Source organism: Streptomyces sp. NPDC020917 (genome assembly GCF_044333795.1).
GTDB lineage: Bacteria > Actinomycetota > Actinomycetes > Streptomycetales > Streptomycetaceae > Actinacidiphila.
This window is the reverse complement of the sequence record NZ_JBIRRR010000005.1, coordinates 424,365-446,152: the sequence shown is the minus strand read 5'-3', so window position 1 is coordinate 446,152 and position 21,788 is coordinate 424,365. Positions and strand designations below refer to the sequence as shown.

General features: G+C 73.3%; 15 protein-coding genes. 7 read left to right on the top strand and 8 right to left on the bottom strand.

Annotated elements, in window-relative coordinates:
- Positions 1–392: 392 nt before the first annotated feature.
- The 3 genes from ACH4TG_RS14255 to ACH4TG_RS14245 form a co-directional block, all read right to left on the bottom strand.
- Entirely contained in the window at positions 393–1,745 is a 1,353-nt protein-coding gene (locus ACH4TG_RS14255) for an IS4 family transposase (RefSeq protein ID WP_398242510.1), read from the bottom strand.
- A gap of 117 nt (positions 1,746–1,862) precedes the next feature.
- A complete protein-coding gene (locus tag ACH4TG_RS14250; RefSeq protein WP_398242509.1) occupies positions 1,863–3,158 on the bottom strand; it encodes an NAD(P)/FAD-dependent oxidoreductase in 1,296 nt (431 codons plus the stop codon).
- Positions 3,159–3,366: 208 nt separating this feature from the next.
- Positions 3,367–4,428 (bottom strand): NAD(P)/FAD-dependent oxidoreductase, encoded by a 1,062-nt coding sequence (locus ACH4TG_RS14245; RefSeq protein ID WP_398242508.1) that lies wholly within the window; start codon positions 4,426–4,428, stop codon positions 3,367–3,369.
- 354 nt (positions 4,429–4,782) lie between these two features.
- On the opposite strand from ACH4TG_RS14245, the gene ACH4TG_RS14240 reads away from it, so the two are divergent.
- Genes ACH4TG_RS14240 through ACH4TG_RS14230 form a run of 3 tightly spaced genes read left to right on the top strand, consistent with a single transcriptional unit; the run spans position 4,783 to position 7,966 of the window.
- Positions 4,783–6,243, top strand: a complete 1,461-nt coding sequence (locus ACH4TG_RS14240) for a cytochrome ubiquinol oxidase subunit I (RefSeq protein WP_398242507.1) — start codon at positions 4,783–4,785, stop codon at positions 6,241–6,243.
- Positions 6,243–7,262 carry a cytochrome d ubiquinol oxidase subunit II gene (locus tag ACH4TG_RS14235; RefSeq protein ID WP_398242506.1) on the top strand — a complete coding sequence of 340 codons (1,020 nt, stop codon included), beginning with the start codon at positions 6,243–6,245 and terminating at the stop codon, positions 7,260–7,262. Before ACH4TG_RS14240 ends, ACH4TG_RS14235 begins: the two co-directional genes overlap by 1 nt.
- A gap of 5 nt (positions 7,263–7,267) precedes the next feature.
- Positions 7,268–7,966, top strand: coding sequence for a YoaK family protein (locus ACH4TG_RS14230; RefSeq protein ID WP_398242505.1), 699 nt, complete (start codon positions 7,268–7,270; stop codon positions 7,964–7,966).
- Positions 7,967–8,020: 54 nt separating this feature from the next.
- Here ACH4TG_RS14230 and ACH4TG_RS14225 read toward each other — a convergent pair whose 3' ends face one another.
- The gene (locus ACH4TG_RS14225; RefSeq protein ID WP_398242504.1) at positions 8,021–8,368 is read right to left on the bottom strand and encodes a helix-turn-helix transcriptional regulator; all 348 of its coding nucleotides are present in this window, start codon (positions 8,366–8,368) and stop codon (positions 8,021–8,023) included.
- A gap of 127 nt (positions 8,369–8,495) precedes the next feature.
- On the opposite strand from ACH4TG_RS14225, the gene ACH4TG_RS14220 reads away from it, so the two are divergent.
- Complete coding sequence (locus tag ACH4TG_RS14220) at positions 8,496–8,900, top strand: STAS domain-containing protein (RefSeq protein WP_398242503.1); 405 nt, start codon at positions 8,496–8,498, stop codon at positions 8,898–8,900.
- A 75-nt stretch (positions 8,901–8,975) separates the two neighbouring features.
- Here ACH4TG_RS14220 and ACH4TG_RS14215 read toward each other — a convergent pair whose 3' ends face one another.
- The 3 genes from ACH4TG_RS14215 to ACH4TG_RS14205 form a co-directional block, all read right to left on the bottom strand.
- Complete coding sequence (locus tag ACH4TG_RS14215; protein WP_398242502.1) at positions 8,976–9,542, bottom strand: DJ-1/PfpI/YhbO family deglycase/protease; 567 nt, start codon at positions 9,540–9,542, stop codon at positions 8,976–8,978.
- A 269-nt stretch (positions 9,543–9,811) separates the two neighbouring features.
- Positions 9,812–9,997: a hypothetical protein gene (locus ACH4TG_RS14210; protein WP_398242501.1), complete on the bottom strand. Its 186-nt coding sequence runs from the start codon at positions 9,995–9,997 to the stop codon at positions 9,812–9,814.
- A 203-nt stretch (positions 9,998–10,200) separates the two neighbouring features.
- Entirely contained in the window at positions 10,201–12,924 is a 2,724-nt protein-coding gene (locus ACH4TG_RS14205) for a glycoside hydrolase family 97 catalytic domain-containing protein (RefSeq protein ID WP_398242500.1), read from the bottom strand.
- A 281-nt stretch (positions 12,925–13,205) separates the two neighbouring features.
- On the opposite strand from ACH4TG_RS14205, the gene ACH4TG_RS14200 reads away from it, so the two are divergent.
- The 3 genes from ACH4TG_RS14200 to ACH4TG_RS14190 all read left to right on the top strand — a co-directional run bounded on the left by ACH4TG_RS14200 (position 13,206) and on the right by ACH4TG_RS14190 (position 20,704).
- Positions 13,206–15,995 (top strand): NPCBM/NEW2 domain-containing protein, encoded by a 2,790-nt coding sequence (locus ACH4TG_RS14200; RefSeq protein ID WP_398242499.1) that lies wholly within the window; start codon positions 13,206–13,208, stop codon positions 15,993–15,995.
- 267 nt (positions 15,996–16,262) lie between these two features.
- Positions 16,263–17,795 carry a carotenoid oxygenase family protein gene (locus ACH4TG_RS14195; protein WP_398242498.1) on the top strand — a complete coding sequence of 511 codons (1,533 nt, stop codon included), beginning with the start codon at positions 16,263–16,265 and terminating at the stop codon, positions 17,793–17,795.
- Positions 17,796–18,148: 353 nt separating this feature from the next.
- Positions 18,149–20,704, top strand: a complete 2,556-nt coding sequence (locus ACH4TG_RS14190; protein ID WP_398242497.1) for an ATP-dependent Clp protease ATP-binding subunit — start codon at positions 18,149–18,151, stop codon at positions 20,702–20,704.
- A 48-nt stretch (positions 20,705–20,752) separates the two neighbouring features.
- Here ACH4TG_RS14190 and ACH4TG_RS14185 read toward each other — a convergent pair whose 3' ends face one another.
- Positions 20,753–21,664, bottom strand: a complete 912-nt coding sequence (locus ACH4TG_RS14185) for a GNAT family N-acetyltransferase (RefSeq protein WP_398242496.1) — start codon at positions 21,662–21,664, stop codon at positions 20,753–20,755.
- Between the last annotated feature and the right edge of the window lie 124 nt (positions 21,665–21,788).

Sequence of the window (21,788 nt, the reverse complement as noted above, 5' to 3'; positions counted from 1 at the left end):
GGGTGGCCGTACAACGGGGGTGCCCTCAGCGTGCGTTGCCGTCTGCCGCGCCGTCGTGGCTTGTCGCGCAGTTCCCCGCGCCCCTGCGGGGCCCGTTCTGCCCCCTGGGGGTGCGTTGCCGTCTGCCGCGCCGTCGTGGCTGGTCGCGCAGTTCCCCGCGCCCCTGGGGGCGTGCCGCACGGTTGTGGGGTCGGGGGCCGTCCGGACGGGTCTCCTCGGAACTGTGCGTGCGGCCCCTTCCTTTGGGTGGGCCGGGGGGATGCACAGTTCCTGCGGGGACCCCTCCTCCCCACCCCCTCCCGAGGTCTCGTCGGCCGCGGGGAGGCCGGTGGGGGATTGCGGGTTGGGGGCTCTAGGGGCAACGCCGTTCAGTTAGGGCGGGCTGGGCTGCGTCAAGGGTTGGCTGTGAGCATGTTGATGCTGATGGTGGCCTTGTAGGTGGTGCGGTCGATGGCGGGTCCGCGGGCGTTGTATTTGGAGATTGCGCGTTTGACGATGCGGTCTTTGGTGCGGATCCGCCGTTGGGGCAGGAGGTGTGCCAGGACGTGACGGCCGATGGTCCCGACCAGGTCGATGGTGGTGCCGGTGATCACGCCGGCGGCCAGGACGAGCTGGTCGCGGGCGCAGGACAGTGCGGTGGTGAATCCGGCCCGGTCCGGGTCGGTGCCCGGGACACTGTCGGTGGCGTCGGTCATCGCGGTGCGTAACGCCTGGTAGGCGGTCAGCAGGGCCCAGACTTCCTGCTCGATGCCGTCCGGGGTGCGGGCCCGCAGGACGCGTCCGCCCAGCATCGTGGACTTCAACTCCGCGTAGGCGGTCTCGATCTCCCAGCGCTCGTGGTAAAGCCGGATGAGTTCACCGGCCGGGTGGGTTGCGGGGTCGGTGAGAGTGGTCAGCAGCCGGTAGTGGCCGGTGCGGGTGCCCTGGGCGGTGCGGATGGTGATCTCGGCATCGATGACGCGCACGGTCAGCGCGCCGACTCGGGCCAGTACCGAACCGTCGCAGCAGCGGGCCACGGGGGGCAGGTTCCGCCCGGATTTGCAGCGCACCAGCAGATCGGCACCGGTGGCGGCCAGCTGGTTCAGCAGTGCTGCGGCAGCGAAGTTCCGGTCGCCCAGCAGCAGCATCCCGGCCCGCAGGTTTTCCGACAGGCGGCGGGCGTACTCCAGCTCACCGGTCGTGGCCGGACCGAACACGGCCGCGATCACCGACCGGGTCCCGCAGGCAACCAGTGCGGCCAACCGCAGCTGCGGGTAGCCCGAGATCCCGTTGCCCAGCCGCTGCCGGGTGAACACCGCCAGGTTGGCAGGACAGTCCGAGACCGGCAGCAAAGTGCCGTCGACCGCGACCACCCTCAACCCCCGCCACCTCCCGGCCGCAGCATTCGTGGCCGCCGGACCGCTGACCAGGTCGAACAGCGCTTTCATCGGTGCCGGGCCCAGCCGCTGCCGGGCCTGGCGAAGAGCACTGCCACTGGGCCGCAGCAGCGGCAAGTCGGCCAGCCCGGCACACAAGCGGTCGAAAACCTGCCGGTAGCCCAGCTCGTTGAAGAGTGCTGCGGCCAGCAGCAAGTACACCGTGACCCGAGCCGGCACCAGCCGGACCCTGCGCTGCACCGCACCCGTGGCCGCCAGCACCTCGTCGACCATCTCGAACGGCACGATCCGGGTCAGCTCACCGATATGCCCCGGCGCAAACACCCCGCCCGCTACCCCGATCATCCTGGTTATGGCAGCCTGTTCCAACAGCGGAGCTCCTGTAGTGAGGATGTCTTGGAGGACAAACCTCTTCTACAGCAGCTCCGCTGCCTCGTTCACCAGCCTTGACCAACAGCACCCACGCCTAACTGAACGGCGTTGGCTCTAGGGGTGGGGGCTGGCGTGTTCGAGGGGGACGGCGTGGCCGCGGACCAGGCCGAGTTGGGCGGCTTGGCGGGGGAGCATGGCGTCGAGGAGCCAGTCGGCCGTGACGCGGACGCGGTTGCCGGGGAGGGAGAGCAGGTGGTAGCCGCTGGTGACGGCCTTGGCGAGCGGTCCGGACAGCGGGACGTGCAGCGGGTCGGCGGTGGCCTGCAGGCCACCGAGGTCGACGGCGAAGCCCAGGTCGCGGTGGCGGTAGGGGCGCCGCTCGCCGTGGCCGAGCGAGGCGGCGATGTTGCGGGCCGCCGCGGCGCCGTGCCGGGTGGCGTGCTGGGCCGTCATCGGCGTGATGGCCCCGGGGTGCGTCAGGTCCGGCACCGCTGCCGCGTCGCCCGCGGCGAACACCTCGGGCCTGCCGGGCACGTTCAGGTAGGAGTCCACGGCGAGGCGGCCCTGGACCGTCTCGAGGCCGACGTCCGCGACGAGCGGGTCGGGGCGCACCCCGACGCACCAGATGAGCGACCGGGTCCGGACGAAGGTGTCGTCGGTCAGCCGTACACCGTCGTGGCCGGCCTCCGCCACGGACATGCCCGTCCGCACCGCAACACCGCGCTGGCGCAGCACCCGGTCGGCGTCGGCGGACAGCCGCTCGCCGAGTTCGGGCAGCACCCGGTCCGCCACGTCCAGCAGCAGCCAGCGCGGCCGGATGCCGGCACGCTCCAGCCGGGGGTGCTGCCGGGCGAGGGCGCGGGTGAACAGCACGCCGTGCGCGGCGACTTCGGTGCCCGTGTAGCCGGCGCCCACGACGACGAACGTGCAGCGGGCGGTGGCCTCGGCGGCGTCGGAGGCGGTGTCCGCCAGCTCGATCTGCCGCGTGACGTGGTCGCGCAGGTACAGCGCCTCGGGCAGGGTGCGGAAGCCGTGGGCGTGCTCCGTGACGCCGGGGATGGGCAGCAGCTTGTTGACGCTGCCGGCGGCGAGGAGCAGCCGGTCGTAGCCGATGTCGCCACGCCGGCCCTCCGGGTCGGTGAAGCCGACCTGCCGCCGGTCGAGGTCCACCGCGTCGACGGTTCCCAGCACCATCCGGACTTCCGGCAGCGTCCCCGCCAGCGGCACGGTGATCCGGCGCGCCTCGAGCACGCCGGTGGCCACTTCGGGCAGCAGCGGGACGTACAGGAAGTAGTCCTCGGGGCTGATCAGGACGACCTCGACCTGGTCCTTCTCCCGGCGGGAGAGGCGGCGGGCCGCCTGGTAGCCGGCGAACCCGGCTCCGACGATCACTACGCGCGGTCGGCTCATGACGTCACCTCGTCCGGGCGCGTGCCCGTGGCTGCCGCCGCCAAACACCCCGCCGCGGGAGGCCGCGTTCAGGATGCGGTCGCCGGGCCACGATCCGGCCGGCATGTGCGAGGACGGACCTGCCGGGGCGCCGCGTGGGCGAGTACTCCATGGGCCTGCTGCTGGACGGCCCCGCCGGCGCGTGAGCGACCCCCGCGCCGACGGCCTCTCAGGCGGGTGCGGGTGCGCGCCGGGTGGCGGCGAGAGCCGCGTCGGTGTCGGCGGTGGCCAGGTCCGCGTTCATGTGCGCCCCGGCCAGGGCGCCGGCCGCCGCGGAGGCGCCGACCTGCGCCATCGGGTCCGTTGCGTTGCCCGCCACCCAGACACCGGGGACGTCGGTGGTGCCGGCCGTGCCGGTCACGAAGCGCCGGCCGATCCCGCCCGGCAGGTCCTCCATCGGCAGTGCGAGGTCCGCAAGCCCGGAGGTGCGGGCCTGCAGGGAGGTGGCGACCGCGAGCACGCGCCGCGCGACCAGCCGGCCGTCCGTGAGCCGCACGCCCTCGATCTCGCCGTTCTCCGCGGTGACGACCTCGCCGACCGGGCCGTCGACGACGAGGATCCCGCGGGCGGCGAAGCGCTCGCGTGTCTCGGCGTCCAGTTCGGTGCCGCGGGTGAAGTAGACCAGGTCGTCGGTCAACTGGCTGAACAGCAGCGCGTGGTGGACGGAGCCCGGGCTGGTGGCCAGGACGCCGATCGGCTCGTCGCGCACCTCCCAGCCGTGGCAGTAGGGGCAGTGCACCACGCCGTGCCCCCAGTGCCCGGCCAGGCCCGGGATGTCCGGCAGGACGTCCCGCAGGCCGGTCGCCACCAGCAGACGGCGCGCCCGCACGGTCCCGCCGCCGGTCAGCGTGACCGTGAAGCGCGGGTCGCCCTCGGCCGAAGGGTCGGCCGGGACGGCGGACGCCACCTCGCCGGCCACGACCCGCCCGCCGTAGTGGCGCACCTCCGCGCGGCCGCGCGCCAGCAGTTCGGCCGGCGGCGTGCCGTCCAGGCCCAGCAGGCCGTGCACGCCGTCGGCCGGGGCGTTGCGCGGCGTGCCGCTGTCGATGACGACGACCTTCCGGCGCGAACGGGCCAGCATCAGCGCGCCGTTGAGGCCGGCGGCTCCGCCGCCGATCACCACGGCGTCCACGGTGCCGTCGGGCAGCGCGTCGTACGCCGGAGCGTCCGCCCCGGTCGAGGCGGTCGGCTGGGGAGTCGTCGGAGTGGAGGTCGTCGGTGTCGCGGCCATGAGACGCGCCCTTTCGTTCGCAGGAGGGGACCCGAAGCCGGGCTCTGCCGACGACCGTAGGTAGACTCTGTCCGAGACGCATACTTCCTTGCGTATCGCGCAAGAAAGTGGCGGGTTCACCGGCCTCCCGCGCAAACGCGTCCGCCCCTCCCGCCGCGCTGCGCGCGGGCACCGCACCCGCTCGCCGGACAGGGTCGGTGGCGTCGGTACCGCACTCGTTCCCCTCTGTGACGTAGAGTGCCAACTCAATCACATTGGGTCATCCTCAGGGTGGGTGCGGCGGATGGACGTGCAGCGAGGCCGGCGGGCCGTCGCGACCTGGCCCGGCGTCGGCGCGGGGGAGTGCTGCCACCGATGACCGCCGCACTCTCCGCGCTGCCCGCACTCGCCGCGCACCTGGCGCCGTCCGTGCCGCACGGCGGACTGGCGGCGGCCGGCGATCCCTCCCAATTGCTCCCCGCCCGGCAGCAGATGGCGTTCACCCTGGGGTTCCACATCATCCTGGTCCCCTTCGGCGTGGCGCTGACCTCGCTGATGCTGGTGGCGAACTACCGCGGCCTGAAGCACGGCGACGAGCAGGCGATGCTGCTGGCCCGGCGCTGGTCCAAGGTCGCCGCCGTGCTGTTCGCGGTGGGCGCGATCACCGGCACCGTCCTCACCTTCGAGCTCGGCATCCTCTGGCCCCGCATGATGGGCCGTTACGGCGCCGCGTTCGGCTTCCCGTTCGCCATCGAGGGACTGTTCTTCTTCCTCGAGGCGATCTTCGTCTCGATCTACATCTACGGCTGGAAGCGGCTGCGCCCCTGGCCGCACTTCTGGACCGGGGTCGTCGTCTCGCTGTCCAGCATCGGCGGGGCCGCGGCGGTGATCGCCGCCAACAGCTGGATGAACCAGCCCGCCGGCTTCACCCTGCGCAACGGGCAGGTGGACACGGTCAGTCCCGGCAGGGTCTTCTTCAACGGGGCCTTCTGGTACGAGCTGTTCCACATGCTGCTCGCCGCGTACATCGTGGCCGGGTTCTGCGTGGCCAGCGTCTACGCCGTCGGCATGCTGCGGGGACGCACCTCCCGCTACCACCGGATGGGCTTCACCATCGGCTTCGTGACGGCCGCGGTGGCCGTGCCGTTCCAGATCGTCATGGGCGACACCATCGCCCGGTACGTGTACGACGCCGAGTCCCCGAAGTTCTCCGCCGTGGAACTGCTGCCCACCACCGGCACCCACGTGCCCGAGACGCTGGGCGGCGTGCTCGTCAACGGGAAGATCCGCTACGGGCTGCGCATCCCCGACGGCGCGTCGCTGCTGGCCGGCTTCAGCGTCAACACCCGGATCAAGGGCCTGGACGCCATCCCCGCCCAGTACCGGCCCTCCGACCAGGAGGTGAACACCGTCCACCTGGCGTTCGACGTCATGGTGGGTCTGTCGTTCCTGCTGCTCCTGCTCGCCGTCTGGTACGCCTGGCTGCTGTGGCGGCACCGGCCGATCACCGGCGCGCGCTGGTTCCTGCGGGCGAGCGCGCTCAGCGGGCTCGCCGCGGTCGCCTGCCTGGAGACCGGATGGATCGTCACCGAGGTCGGCCGGCAGCCGTGGATCGTGGTGGGGCACCTGCTCACCAGGGACGCGGTGGCCACCCGTGGCAACCTCTGGGCCTGGTTCGCCGCGGTCCTCGCCATCTACGTCGCCGTCGGCCTGACCGCCGGCGCCGTCCTCATCTCCATGAAGAGACGCTGGCGCACCGAGGGCGGCGACAGCGTGGACGTCCCCTACGGGCCGCGCGGCGAGACCGCCGGTGCGCCGCAGGAAGCGGGAGCCTGATGCCCGAACTGGTCGCCGTGTTCCTGTTCATCGGCGTCGTCGCCTACAGCCTGCTCGGCGGGGCCGACTTCGGCGCGGGCTTCTGGGACCTGACCGCCGGCGGCGCCGAACGCGGCCGGGCGCCCCGCGCGCTCGTCGACGCCTCGCTCAGCCCGGTGTGGGAGGCCAACCACACCTGGCTGATCTACTGCCTCGTCATGCTGTGGACCGGCTTCCCCACCGCCTTCGAGGCCATCACCACCACCCTCTACCTCCCCCTGGGCATCGCCGCGCTCGGCATCGTGCTGCGCGGGGCCGGGTTCGCCTTCCGTCACGCGTCGATCCGCACGCCAGAACAGCGCCTGTACGGCGCCGCGTTCGCGCTGTGCTCGCTGCTCACCCCGTTCTGCTTCGGCGCCGTCACCGGCGGTATCGCGTCCGGCCGCGTGCCCACGCAGGGCAAGGGCGACGCGATCACGAGCTGGCTCAACCCCACGTCCGCGCTCGGCGGTGTCCTCGCCGTCCTGGTGTGCGCCTACCTGGCGGCGGTCTACCTGTGCGTCGCGGCCGTGCGGGCGGGCGACCCGGCGCTGGCGGAGTACTTCCGGGTGCGGGGCCTGGCCGCGGCCCTCGTCACCGGCGCGGTCAGCATCGGTGGCATCTTCGTCCTGCGCAGCGACGCCCCCCGCCTGTTCCACGAGCTCAGCCACCGCGCGCTGCCCCTGGTGATCCTCGCGGCCGCCGGCGGGGTGGCCAGCGTCATCGTGCTGGCACGGCCCGTCCGCAGGCCGCTCGGGCTGCGCGAGACGGCGGGCGCCGCCGTCGCGCTCGTCGTCCTGGGGTGGGGCGTGGCCCAGTACCCCTACCTGCTGGGCACCCATCTCTCCATCGACGCCGCCGCCGCGCCGCACTCGGTGCTCTGGGTGCTGGTCGCCGTGGCCATCGTCGCCGGCGCGCTGATCCTGCCCTCCGCGATCCTCCTCTTCCGGCTCGCCGAACGCGGCCGGCTGGGCACCCCCGCCGACCAGGCGTCCGGATAGCCCGCGTGCCGACGTCCCGCAGGGGCGGGCCCGGGTGGACCCGCGGCCTGCTGTCGCTCGCGGCCGGAAGCGTGAACGCCTTCGGCTTCCTCGCGCTCGGCGGCGTGTTCACCAGCGTGGTCACCGCCAACTCCGCGGCCGTCGGCCTCCATCTGGGCGCCGCCCAGTTCGGCGCCGCCCGGCCGGTGGCGCTGGCCCTGCTGGCCTACGTGTGCGGCGCGGTCGTGGGAAGCCTGGCGGCGGGCGGCCGGGGGCGCCTGCCCGCGGCGGGCATGGGCGGCGTGCTGGCGCTGGAGTGCCTGCTGCTGTGGCTGGTGGCCGCGGGCTGGCTGGCCTGGCACACCGGACCGGACGGCGCGGAGCGCGACACCCTGCTGTTCCTGTCCGCCGCGGCCATGGGCTGCCAGAACGCGGGACTGCGGGTGGCGGCGGGGAGCGAGGCCACCACGGCGTATCTGACCGGCATGGTCACGTCGATCATCGCCGGCCTGGTCACCGAGGGGCGCGCCCCGGTGCGCAACGCGGTCGTGGTGCTCCTGCTGATCGCCGGCGCGGCAGCGACGGGGGCCCTCTTCCGGTGGGCCCACGACGGCGCCGTCCTGCTGCCCCCAGTGCTGGTGACGGCCGCGCTCGGCCTGCACCTCTCCGTGGGGCGCGGCGGCCGGGCCCGGGGCGGAGCGGCGGCGCCGAGCGGCGCGCGGTAGCCGCACGGCCGCGGAACCGGGACGGGACCGGCCGAGCGGGCAGCCGGGCCGGCGTCAGCCGGCCGGGCGGTCCGGCGGCTGCTCGTCCCGGACCGCGTTGCCGCCCTGGTGCACCGACAGCAGGGACAGCAGGTCCGCCACGGTCGGGCCGGCGTCCGCGGGGTGCCGCAGCACCGTGCCCTCGGGAATCTGGTAGCGGTTGGAGCGGCCGTTCCTGGTGTGCGTCAGGTAACCGTCGGCCTCGAGATCGGCGATGATCTTCTGCACGGCGCGTTCGGTGAGCAGGCACCGCGCGGCGATGTCGCGGACGCGGACGCCGGGATCGCGGGCGATGGCAGCCAGGACGCGCGCGTGATTGGTCAGGAATGTCCATCCCGTCCGGGGGAGTTCGGCATCGTCCATGGCCGACATCGTACGACGCCTGATTCCGGACAGCACACACGCGAATTGTTTTTCGTGTATTCCTTGACGGGTTCCTTCCGGGTGCGCATCCTGGACGCACCTGTCCGCCATCGAGGGGAGCGGTGTGATGATCCGCATCGAGCGTGCCCTTGCCGCGAGCGCACGCCACGACTCCGCCGCTGCTCAGCAGCACACACCTCCTCCCGTCCGCGTGGTCCGGGATCTGCACTCCGGACTGCAGGTGCGGCTCACCGAGGCCGGCGCACGCACACGCGCCACCGTGATCGGGGAGGTCGACCTCGGCTGCGCCGGGATGCTCCAGCACGTCCTGCAGGACACCCTCTCCTCCGCGCCCGGCGGCCTGGACCTCGACCTGTCGGGCGTGAGGTTCTTCGACTGCTCGGGGATGAACGTCCTGCTGCGTCTGCGCGCGCAGGCGCGGGGGCTGGGGGTGCCGCTCGCGGTCGTGCGGATGTCGCCGGCCGTCGTCCGCGTCCTCGAACTCACTCGTTCCGGGGCGCTGTTCCGCTGACGGCCGGGCGCTGGGCTCCGGCCGTGCGGATCCGGAACATCCGGCGCGGAGCGGCGCGCCAGCCGCGGCGCTCGGTCACGGCGCCGTGACCAGTGCCTTCTCCGTCTCGCGGAGGAAGTCGTCCAGATCGGCCGGCCGGCGCGAGGTGATCAGCGTCCAGCCCCCGGAGCTGTCGGAGACGACCGGCTGGTCCACCCAGTCGCCGCCCGCGTTGCGGATGTCGGTCCGCAGCGAGGGGTAGGACGTCAGCATCTTGCCGCGCGCGGCCCCCGCCTCGACCACGGTCCACAGGCCGTGGCAGATCGCCGCGACCGGACGCTCGGTCATCGCGAAGGACTCGACGGCCGCCACGGCCCTGCCGTCCTGCCGCAGGGTGTCGGCGTTGAGCGTGCCGCCGGGGATGAGCAGCAGGTCGTAGCCGGACGGCTCCACCTCGTCCAGCGTCGTGTCCGGCTGCACCGTCTTGCCCGGATCCTTGTCGCCGACCAGCGTCCGCACCGGCTCGTCGGCGGTGGCCGCCACATCGACGGTGGCGCCGTTGTCCCGCAGATGGCCGACGGGAACCAGGAGTTCGTCCTGCTCCACGCCGTAGGTGCTGACGATCGCGAGGACGCTGCGGCCCTTCAGGTCGTTCGCTGCCATGGTCATGCCTCTCGAACGGGTCGTGCCGCCCAGGGGGCGACCCGTCGCGCAGGACGCACACGAGCCGCCGGCGGCTTGCGGTCCTCTGTGTCGGCTGCCCGGCGCGTCCACGGCGAAACGCGGCGCCGCCGCCGGACCCGTGGACGGCCGGCGGTCCCGGCGCACGACCGGCAGGGCGGGCCCGTCCGGCGCGGGCCCGGGCAGGGATCGCTGCCGTCGCGCCGTTCCGCGGCGGCCTTCCTCGGTTCGGGCGTCGGTCCCGCAGGGACTCAGCGGCGCCAGCGCCGTCTGCTGGACCCCGAAGTGGACCAGCCGAACCCGGCCAGGTGCAGGGCGACGAAGAACGCCCCGGCGACCAGCAGGCTGAACGGCGTGAAGGCCGCGTCGGTGTGCGTGCTCGTGACGTTGAGGAGATAGGCGATGGCGAGGATGACGGCGCCCACGGCTGCCAGCATGGCGAATGCCTCCTTGGGGTGGCCGGCGCAGGGCCGGCGCTCGGGTCGGGCGCGCTGTCGCGCCCTCACCGGTCGGCTGCCCCCGAACCGCCCCATGACGCACGCCAGTTCGGGCCGCGGCCGGGCGCGCCCGCCCGCTTCTGCCGCACACGGCTGCGGCCGGGCCCCTTGATGAGGAGCCCGGCCGCCGTGCGGGTGCGGTGTCAGTCGGCGCAGGTGAGCTGCGCCAGCCCCCAGTCCGCGTGGTCGAAGTTCTTGCCGTCGCCGCCGTCGCCGACCACCAGGCCCAGCGTGTGGACGCCGGTCACGTCGGCGGTCAGCTCGACGGCCGGCTGGCCGCCGAGCACCACGCCGCTGGCCGCCAGCTGGCGCCCGTCACCGATCACGGTGAACGTGACGCTGCCCTTCCCGCCGACCTCGTCGTCGACCCCGACGTGCGCCTCGAACCGCGTGCAGCGGCCCTGGACGTCGATGTCCACCCGGGCGTCCGCGTTCATCCCGAGGCCCTTGGCGTACACCGTGCCGTCGATGGTCAGCGGCTTGCCGTCCTGCGCGCCGGTCTCGCCGTTGGACAGGTCGCGCTCGACCGGGCCCCAGCCGTTGGTCTCGGTGAGGAACGGCTGGTCGCTGGCGTAGACCGTGCCGTGCAGCGGGATCGACACCCGGACGACCTGCTCGACGTGGACCGGAGGGGCGCCGTTCCCCGCGGGGTTGGCGTACTCCGCCCACACCGGCACCTCCACGGTGCCGCCCGGCTGGTCCTTGCCGACCGTCACCGTCCAGTGGCCGCTCAGCACCTGCCCGGCCGGCAGCGAACCGCCGGACACCTCCGGGCCGGTCACGGTCCAGCCCGCGGGGAGCCGGCCGCGGTCCACCGTCATCCGCACCTGGCGCAGCGCGTCGCCCTGCGGCAGCTCGAAGCGCGCGTCGATCCCCACGCCCGCGCCCGGGCCCGCGGTGGTGGTCGCCGGGTCCAGGGTCAGGGTGGTTTCGGGGGCGGTGACGACCTTCTCGTCGCAGTCGGTGCGGCCCTTGACCGCCGGGCAGGCGAGCGCGGCGAACCCGCCGTTGGCCGCCGCGGCCACGGTGAGGGTGTCCGCGGAGGTCACCGTGCGCACGCTGCGCTGCAACTGCCCGCCGTCGCCGTCCTCGACGGTCTCCAGCAGCCACGGCCCCTTGCCCAGGAAGCCCAGCGGCGCCTTCATGGTGTCGCCGGACCCGGCCAGGATCCCGCCGACGAACCACCGGTCACCGCTGCGCCGTGCCATGACGACCTGCCGGTCGCCGGCCGGCTGCTGCCCGGGCCCGCCGGACACCAGGTGCGTCTCGTCCCAGGCGGTGGGCAGCTGCTCCAGGTAGTCCTCGGCGAGCGGCTGGGTCGCGAAGCCCTCCGGCTTGTCGCCCAGGCTCGTCCAGCCGGACTCGAAGACGACGGGCAGCGCCAGTTCCCGCGCCGCCGTGTCCTGCCGGTTCGGCCGGGAGAACCAGGTCGGGGTGTAGTCCATCGACCCGACGACGTTGCGGGTGAAGGCGAGGAAGATGTCGCGCGTCGCGTTCTGCCCGTTCTCCTCACCGCGCACCCCCTCCACGCCCATCACCTGCGGCCAGGTGCGCTGGAGGCCGCGCGGGATGGTGGCGCCGTGGAAGTCGATCATGAGCTTGAGCCTGGCGGTGTCGTGCAGGATCGCGTCGTACCACTGGAACGTCGACTGCGCGTCGGAGTACATGTAGTCGACCTTGACCCCGGCCACGCCCCACGCCTTGACCTTCGGCAGCCAGGCGTCGCGCTGCGCCTGGGTCCTCAGGTCGTTCCAGTCGAACCACAGCAGCACGTCCACGCCGCGGGCCCGCGCGTAGCGGACGAGCTCCGGCACCCAGCTCGCCTGCCAGCCGGCGTCGACCAGCGTGTACTCCAGCCCGTGGGCCGCCGCGTAGTCGACGAAGTCCCGCTGCCGGGCGTAGTTCCCGGGGCTGTTGCCGTCGCTCAGCCACGACCAGTCGTCGACGCCCGGCCTGATCCACGAGGTGTCCTTGACCTTCGACGGCGGCGCCAGGTCGTCCACCAGGGTCGACCCGACCAGCGTGTTGAGGGAGCCGACGATCGCGGTCCGCCACGGCGTCGCGAGCGGCCCGGGCGCGGTCACCGCGGCGCCGTCGGCCAGGGCCACGTGGTACGACGAGCTGCCGGCCTGGTGGTCGAGGTGGCTGCCCGAGTACCGGCCGTCCACGTCGGCCTCGGTGAGCAGCACGTACGTGCCGCCGACGTCGAACAGTGTCGGGTAGCCGAACGAGCAGGTGTCGCCGCTGCAGGTGGCGGGCTGCGCCGCGTTCGCCCCGCCCGCGGTGGTCTCGGTCCGCTCGGTCTCGTAACTGGGCTGATACGGCTGCACCCACGCCTTGGCGTCGGTGGGCACCTCGAACGTCGACGCCTCCTGCTCCACCGTCACCTGGCCGGGGTCGTCCAGCTGGTACCGGTAGGCGACGCCGTCGGCGGACACCCGCACGACCACGCCGAGCCGGGCGCCGTCCGCGCCGGTGAAGGAGAGCGTGGCCTCCCGCATGGTGGCCGAGCGCTGGAGCTGCTTGCCCGTGGTCATCCGGTAGTTCTCGTGGACCGTGCGGTCCTTGCGCCCGGTGAAGTGCAGCCCGGTCGTCAGGTCGTGCTGGTCGGTGCGGATGCCCAACCGGCCCGGGAGGAGCACGGGGGAGCCGCCGCGGTCGACCGCGAGGCGCAGGTCGCCGCCGGCGTCGAGGCCCAGTTCCGCGGTCAGTTGGGAGCCGGGAGGGCCTGCGACCGTCCAGCTGTCCGCGGTGTCCTGCTCGGCCGCGGACGGTGCCGCCGCCGCGACGGCCAGCCCGCCGCCGGCCAGCGCCGCCACCGCGGCGAAGGCGACCGCCCGCCGCGCCCGTTGCCATCGTCGTCCCATCGGTGTCCCCTCGGTGTCACGGCCATGGATCAACAACTTCGCACGCATCCAAACGAAACGGGTCACATGACAGTCGCTCAGGACAACGATGTCAAGGCTTTGCACAGGATGACCGGGAGCGGTTTTTCAGGGGCCGAGTGGACGATTCCGGTGGAGTGGGGCAGGGATGTCGGTTTTCAATTCTGTTCAATCATGTTGGTCTTGTACGGCCATTGACCCGGAATCAAACACGACGTCACACTGACGGCCGTCTTTCCCGAGCGACGAAGGGTGGCCCACGCATGCCCACAGCAATCCTCGCGGTCCGAAGATTCGCCCCGATGTGGATCCTCGCGCTCCTCGCGGCCCTGCTGGCCGTGGGCAGCACGCCCGCCCACGCCGCGCCGGACACCTCGGTGGTCGTCGACGGATCCCAGGGCGGCCGGACCTTCGACGGGATCGGGGCGATCAGCGGCGGTGGCGGCAACTCCCGGCTGCTGCGCGACTATCCGGCCGCCCAGCAGGCCCAGATCCTGGACTACCTGTTCAAGCCCGGGTACGGCGCGAACCTTCAGCTGCTCAAGCTGGAGATCGGCGGGGACGCCAACTCCACCGATGGCTCAGAACCGTCGATCGAGCATGCGCGCGGCACGGTCAACTGCGACGCGGGCTACGAGTTCTGGCTCGCCGAGCAGGCCAAGGCGCGCAACCCCGGCATCAAGTTGTACGGGCTGGCCTGGGCCGCGCCGGGATGGATCAACGGCGGGTTCTGGTCCACCGACACGATCGACTACCTGATCTCCTGGCTCGGCTGCGCCAAGCAGCACGGCCTGGACATCAGCTACCTCGGCGGCTGGAACGAACGCGGCCACGACGCCGACTGGTTCGTGCAGCTGCGCGCGGCCCTCGACGCCCACGGCTACCGCGACATCCAGCTCGTCGCGGACGACAGCGGATGGGGCGTCGCGGACGACATGGCCAAGGACCCGGCGTTCAACGACGCCGTGTCGATCATCGGCACCCACTACTCGTGCGAGGGCGGTGACGGCGGCAACGCCCACACCTGCTCCAGCACCACCACCGCGAAGAACAGCGGCAAACCGCTGTGGGACAGCGAGAACGGCTCGCAGGACATGAACACCGGCGCGCCCGCCCTCATCCGCGCCATCACCCGCGGCTACCTCGACGCCAAGATGACCAGCTACTTCAACTGGCCGCTGATCGCCGCGATCTACCCCAACCTGCCGTACGGCACCGTGGGCCTGGCCACCGCGAACTCGCCCTGGTCCGGCAACTACACGATCGGCGCCAGTACCTGGGCCACCGCCCAGGTCACCCAGTTCGCCCAGCCCGGCTGGACGTTCGTCGACTCCGCCTCCGGCTACCTCGGCGGCAGCGAGTCCAACGGCAGCTACGTGACGCTCAAGTCACCCAACGGGTCGGACTACTCGACGGTGCTGGAGACCACCACCGCCACCGCCCCGCAGACCGTGAACGTCCAGGTCAAGGGCGGGCTGTCCACCGGGACCGTCCACGTCTGGTCGACCGACGTCAACACCCCCGACCCCGCGACGTCGTTCGTCCGCGGCCAGGACATCACCCCTGCGGCGGACGGCAGTTACTCCCTGACGATGCAGCCCGGCCACGTCTACACGGTCACCACGACCTCCGGTCAGGGCAAGGGCACCGCCAGCGCGCCGGCCGCGCACGCCCTCGCGCTCCCGTACCGCGACTCGTTCGACGGCGACGCCGCCGGCACCGAGGCCCGGTACCTGTCCGACATGCAGGGTTCGTTCGAGGTGCAGCCCTGCGCGGCGGGACGCCGCGGGATGTGCCTGCAGCAGATGGCGCCGGTCAAGCCCATCGAATGGCAGGACGACTCCGACCTGTTCACGCTCGTCGGCGACACCACCTGGAGCGACTACACCCTGCAGACCGACGCCGAACTGGCCAAGCCGGGAACGCTGGAGCTGATCGGCCGGGCCGGCACCCAGAACCGGCCCCAGTCGCACCAGCAGGGCTACTTCTTCCAGATCAGCGACACCGGCGCATGGAGCATCCTCAAGAGCGACGCCGACGGCAAGCGCACCGCGCTGATGCGGTCCGCCACCACGCCGCTGGGCACCGGCACCTGGCACACCCTCGCACTGTCCTTCGACGGCCCCTCGATCACCGCGTCCGTCGACGGCAGGGAGCTCGGCACGGTCAGCGACGGCAGCTACTCCGCCGGCCTGGGCGGGCTGGGCCTGACCTCCTACGACACCGACCAGTTCGACAACCTGTCCTTCACCCCGGTCCGGCACGCCGGGCCCGCCGCAGCCCTGACCGTGACCCCGTCGCCGTCCACCGTGCAGCGCGGCAAGCAGCTCACCGTCACCACCACCGTGTCCGTCCCGAAGCAGGGCAAGCCCGCGGACGGCGTCAACATGACCCTCGACGCGCCCGCCGGGTTCGTCTACGACTCCATGGCCCAGGTGTTCGGGTCCGTCCAGCCGGGGCACAGCGCCACGGCGGTCTGGCAGCTGACCGCGCCGACCGGCGCGGCCTCCAAGCCGGTGCTCACCGCCACGGCCACCTTCGCCCAGCAGGGCGTGGCCCAGGTGCTGCGGCAGGACGCCCAGGTCCAGGTGGTCAACCCGCCCCCGCCGTCAGGGGTCAACGACGTCAGCGACCTCGACTTCGTCACCTCCACCAACGGCTGGGGCCCGGTCGAGCGCGACCAGTCCGTGGGCGGCACCAACGCCGGCGACGGCACCCCGCTGACCATCAACGGCACCGTCTACCCCAAGGGCCTGGGCACCAACTCCGTCAGCGACGTGACGATCTACCTCGGCGGCAACTGCTCGAAGTTCACCGCCACGGTCGGCAACGACGACGACGCGGGCGGCAACGGATCCATGACCTTCAGCGTGCTCGGCGACGGCAAGTCCCTCGCCGCGACGGGCACGATCCGCGGCCATGACCCGGCCCAGCAGATCAGCGCGGACCTCACCGGCGTGCAGACCCTCGACCTCGTCGTGGGCGACGCCGGCGACGGCAACGCCTACGACCACGGCGACTGGGCGGAGCCCAAGCTGACCTGCGCGGGGTGACCGGCAGCCGGTCCTGACACCCCGTCACATCGGCTGGCGGGCGGCCCGCCCGATCATCCGTCCGGCCACCGCGTCCGCCCGGCATCCAGCCGGGCGGACGCCCTGCTGTCGGCCCGCGGTACTCCACTTTTCCGCACCCCTGGGAAGGAAGGTTCCGGCCCGCGGGATGGGTGCTGGCCGCAGTGACCCGGGCCCGCGCCGCGCGGGAAGGTCGTGGAGGCACCGCGGAGGGCGCGGGGCGGAGCGAACTTGACGGGGAGTGCGACCATGGGCGGGTTCACGCGACGGGACATGCTGCGCAGCGGCGCGGTGGCGGCGGCCGGCGGGCTGGCCACCCTGCACGGAGTGCTGGGGCCGGGCGCGGGCACGGCCGCCGCCGCGGCCGGCGGAAGGGGGCGAAAGGTGAGCGGCAGCGACCGGTATCCCTTCCTGGCGGGCAACTTCGCGCCGGTCGGCGAGGAGGTGACGGCCTTCGACCTGCCGGTGACCGGCCGCATCCCCCGTGAACTGAACGGCCGTTACCTGCGGACCGGCCCGAACGTCCTCGGCCTTGAGGACCCGCGGGCGCACCACTGGATGCTCGGCGAGGGCATGGTGCACGGCGTGCGGGTGCGCGACGGCCGCGCCGAGTGGTACCGCAACCGCTGGATCAGGTCGGCGGGCGTGGCCGCGAGGCTCGGCGAGCCCTACCCGTGGCAGGTGCCGGACAATGACTTCGCGAACAACACCCACGTCATCGGCTACAAGGGCCGCGTGCTGGCCCTGCAGGAGAGCGGCCCGATGCCGTACGAGCTGGACGAGGAGCTGAACACCCTCGGGCCGTACGACTTCGGCGGGTCGCTGAGCGGCGCCTACACCGCGCACACCAAGTACGACGCGGCCGCGGACGAGCTGCACGCGGTCACCTACTACCCGACGTGGGACCACGTGCGGCACCTGGTCGTCGACCGGTCCGGCAAGGTCGCCCGCACCACCCGCGTCCCGGTCGCGGACAGCCCGATGATGCACGACTTCGCGCTCACCGAGCGGTACGTGGTCATCTTCGACACGCCCGTCGTCTTCGACGCGGCCGCCGCCCAGGCCGGCGCGCTGGTGCCCTACACCTGGAACGACCGGCACCCGGCGCGGATCGGCGTGATGCCGCGGGCGGGCGGTCCCGTCCGGTGGTTCGAGGCCGACCCGCGCACGTACTACTCGCACACCCTCAACGCCTATGACGACGGCCACCACCTGATCGTCGACTACGCGGGCATGCCCACGCCGTTCTTCGCGGCCGGCCGCGGCGCCGACGGGCCCTCGTCGGTCGGCACGCCGTTCCTTGAGCGCTGCACGATCGACCTGGAGCGCGGCCGGCTGCGCACCCGGCGGATCGACGACCGCCCGCAGGAGTTCCCGCGGGTGCGCGAGGACCTGGTCTCGCGCCGCCACCGCTACGCCTACACCGCGACGGCCGCCGACATGTGGCGCGCCTACGAGACGGTCGACGGGGTGCCGCCGGACACCGCGTTCGGCAACGCCCTCCTCAAGCACGACCTGCTGCGCGGCACCACCGAGGTACACGGCTTCCCGCGGAACTCGCCCGCCGGAGAGGCCGTGTTCGTCCCGCGCGACGGCTCCCGCGGCGCGGGCGCGGAGGACGACGGATACGCCATGGCGTACGTCCACAACCCCGACCGCGGGGCGGCCGACCTGGTGATCCTGTCCGCCCAGGACTTCACCGGCCCGCCCCTGGCGCGCATCCACCTGCCCGCGCGGGTCCCGCTCGGCCTCCACGGCTCGTGGGTGCCCGCCATCCGCTGACCGCGCCCGGCGCGGGCGAGGTCCGCCGGCGGGAACACCGCTGCCGGCCCGTCACGCACCGTGACGGGCCGGGCGTACCCCCGGGCAAGCGGCGCGGCGGCGATCAGGGCGGCGGGCATCCCCGCGCCGCGGGTGACGGCGGCGCGGAGGCGGCGCCCTTGCGGAGCGAGCGCCTTCCCGGGCGAGGGCGGCCCCGGCCTGCCACGACGGGTACCGCCGCGTCCCTCTGGGACGAATCCGCATATTCCTGGCCCGGACGGGCACCCGCACCGTCGTGCGCGGCTCGCGCGGGCCATCCCGGCGGGCCGGCCGTCAGCCAGGGCAGCGGCGCAAGGGAAGGGACGGACGGAACGATGACCAATGGCTTCACCGGCCCGGAGGACGACCCCTTCGGCGACTTCTTCGCCCGTTTCTTCGGCGGCCCGCGCCAGGGCCCGCGGCAGGTCGACATCGGCCGGCTGCTCAGCCAGCCGGCCCGGGAGCTGGTCCAGGGCGCGGCCCAGTACGCCAGTGACCACGGCAGCCGGGACCTGGACACCGAGCACCTGCTCCGCGCGGCGCTCGCCCTCGAACCGACCCGCAGCCTGCTCAGCAGGGCCGGCGCGGACCCGGACTCCCTCGCCTCGCAGATCGACGCGCGCTCCGGGCCCGTGCGGCCGCAGCAGGGCAACGGGCAGCAGCCGCCGACCGCGCTCTCCCTCACCCCGGCCGTCAAGCGCGCCCTGCTGGACGCGCACGAGGTCGCGCGGGCCGGCGGCGCCGGGTACATCGGCCCCGAGCACGTGCTCACCGCGCTGGCCGCCAACCCCGACTCCGCCGCCGGGCACATCCTGAACGCGGCCCGCTTCGAGGCCGGGCGCCTGCCCGCAGAGGGGCCGGACGCGGCGGCTCCCGCCGGGGCCGAGCGCGAGCGGGCGAGCACCACCCCGACCCTCGACGGCTTCGGCCGCGACCTGACCGAGCTGGCCGGCGACGGCCGCATCGACCCGGTGATCGGGCGCGACCAGGAGATCGAGCAGACCATCGAGGTGCTGTCCCGGCGCGGCAAGAACAACCCGGTGCTGATCGGCGACGCGGGTGTCGGCAAGACCGCCGTCGTCGAGGGACTGGCCCAGCACATCGCCGACGGCGACGTTCCCGACGTGCTCATCGGCCGCCGGGTGGTCGCGCTCGACATGAGCTCCGTGGTCGCGGGCACCCGCTACCGCGGCGACTTCGAGGAGCGGCTGAACCGCATCGTGGGGGAGATCCGCGCCCACTCCGACGAACTGATCATCTTCATCGACGAGCTGCACACCGTCGTCGGCGCCGGCGGGGGCGGCGAGGGCGGCTCGATGGACGCGGCCAACATCCTCAAGCCCGCCCTGGCCCGCGGCGAACTGCACATCGTGGGCGCCACGACGCTGGAGGAGTACCGGCGGATCGAGAAGGACGCGGCGCTCGCCCGGCGGTTCCAGCCGATCCTGGTGCCCGAGCCGACCGTCCCCGACACCCTGGAGATCCTGCGCGGGCTCCGCGACCGCTACGAGGCGCACCACCAGGTGCGGTACACCGACGAGGCGCTGGTGGCCGCGGTCGAGCTGTCCGACCGGTACCTCACCGACCGGCGGCTGCCCGACAAGGCCATCGACCTCATCGACCAGGCGGGCGCCCGGGTCAAGCTGCAGGCACGGACCAGGGGCACCGACGTGCGGGCGCTGGAGCGGGAGACCGAGCGGCTGACCCGCGACAAGGACCAGGCCGTCGCCAGCGAGGAGTACGAGCAGGCCACGAAGCTGCGCGACCGCATCGCCGAGCTGAACAAGCGGATCACCGAGGCCGGCGGCGAGGACGAGGCGGACGAGGGCCAGCACCTGGAGGTCACCGCGGAGGCCATCGCCGAGGTGGTGTCCCGGCAGACCGGCATCCCCGTCAGCAGCCTCACCGAGGAGGAGAAGGAACGGCTGCTGGGCCTGGAGGACCGGCTGCACGAGCGGGTGGTGGGCCAGGAGGAGGCGGTGACCGTCGTCGCCGACGCGGTGCTGCGGTCCCGGGCGGGCCTTGCCAGCCCCGACCGCCCGATCGGCAGCTTCCTGTTCCTCGGCCCGACCGGCGTCGGCAAGACCGAGCTGGCCCGGGCGCTCGCCGAGGCGCTGTTCGGCAGCGAGGACCGCATGGTCCGGCTGGACATGAGCGAGTACCAGGAACGCCACACCGTCAGCCGGCTGGTGGGCGCCCCGCCCGGGTACGTCGGCCACGAGGAGGCCGGCCAGCTCACCGAGGTGGTGCGCCGCCACCCGTACTCGCTGCTGCTGCTGGACGAGGTGGAGAAGGCGCACCCCGACGTCTTCAACATCCTGCTCCAGGTGCTGGACGACGGCCGGCTGACCGACTCCCAGGGCCGCACGGTGGACTTCACCAACACCGTCATCGTGATGACCAGCAACCTCGGCTCCGAGGCCATCACCCGGCGCGGCGCCGGCATCGGCTTCGGCGCGGGCGGCGCCGACGCGGACGAGGAGGCACGGCGCGAGCAGATCCTCCGCCCGCTCCGGGAGCACTTCCGGCCCGAGTTCCTCAACCGCATCGACGAGATCGTGGTCTTCCGGCAGCTCACCGCCGAGCAGCTGCGGCAGATCACCGACCTGCTGCTGGAGCGGACCCGGCGGCTGCTGCACGCGCAGGGCGTCACCGTGGAGTTCACCGGCGCCGCCGTGGAGTGGCTCTCCCAGCGTGGCTACCAGCCCGAGTACGGCGCCCGGCCGCTGCGCCGCACCATCCAGCGCGAGGTGGACAACCACCTGTCGCGGCTGCTGCTCGACGGCAAGGTCGGCGAGGGCAGCACCATGACGGTGGACGCCGCCGAGGGCCGGCTGCAGTTCCGCACCCAGGACGGGGACCCCGCACCCCCTGCCGCGCCCGCCGGCTGAGCCCGGGGGCCCGGAGAGCTCCGCCGCGCTCCCCGGGCCCGGCGGTCGCTACACGTCGAGCTGGTACATCAACGAGGTGTGCGTCGGCAGGTAGCCGAGCGCGTCGTTGACAGCCCGCATCGGCGGGTTGCTCGACGCGGTGTCGGTGAGCAGGCCGTCGAGCCGCGGGTGGCGCTCGCGGGCCTGCAGGATCGCGGCGGCCTTCATCCAGCGGGCCAGGCCGCGCCCGCGGTGCTCCGGCAGCACGCCCGTGCCGTAGTGCTGGGCGTCGCCCGTGCCGTCGGCCGGGACGACGAGTTCGGTGAACCCGGCGATCGTCCCGTCGGCCTCGGCGACGGCCGCGACGGTGTGCAGATGCTCGCCGCGCCGCTCGACGGCCAGGGCCGCCGCGCGGACCCGGTCCACGTCCCAGACCACCGTGCCGTAGTCGCAGTCGTCCATCGGCATGTCGTCCATGGCCCGGCGGGACGCGGCGAAGGTGTCCGCGAGGTCGTCGGGGACGGTGCCGTCCCAGGACTCCAGCCGGTAGCCGGGATGCGGCCGCTCCACGGTGCCGCGCAGGGCGGGGACGTCCGCCCCGGCCAGCGGCAGCCGGGTGTAGAGCAGGGTGAGCACCGGGCGGAAGCCCCGCGCGGCGAGGAAGCCGTCGCCGGCCGAGCCGGCCTCGGCCTGGGCCGTGACGCAGCGCCGGCCGTCGGCGCGGGCGGCGGCCACGGCCGCGTCCAGCAGCCGGGTGCCGGTCGCGGCGCGCCGCTCGGCCGGATGGACGGCCAGTTCCAGCTCGGCCACGTGGTCGCGGCCGGGCGAGGCTTGCAGGCGCAGGAACGCGGAGCCCACGGGGATGCCGGCGTCCCGGGACGCCAGCCAGGCCAGCCGCCTGCTGGTGGGTCCGGCGCCGCCGTCCGTGCCGGTGACGGTCCCGGTGTCGGCGTCGGTCAGTGCGGTGATGCGGATCGACAAGGTGACTCCATCGAGAAGGGGAAAAGGTGAAGGGCGGTACCCGGGTTCTGGTGCCGACGGCTCCTGCGCATCTGCTGCACACCTCCTCCTCGACGGCCGCCCGCTGCGGACGGCGCGGCGACGC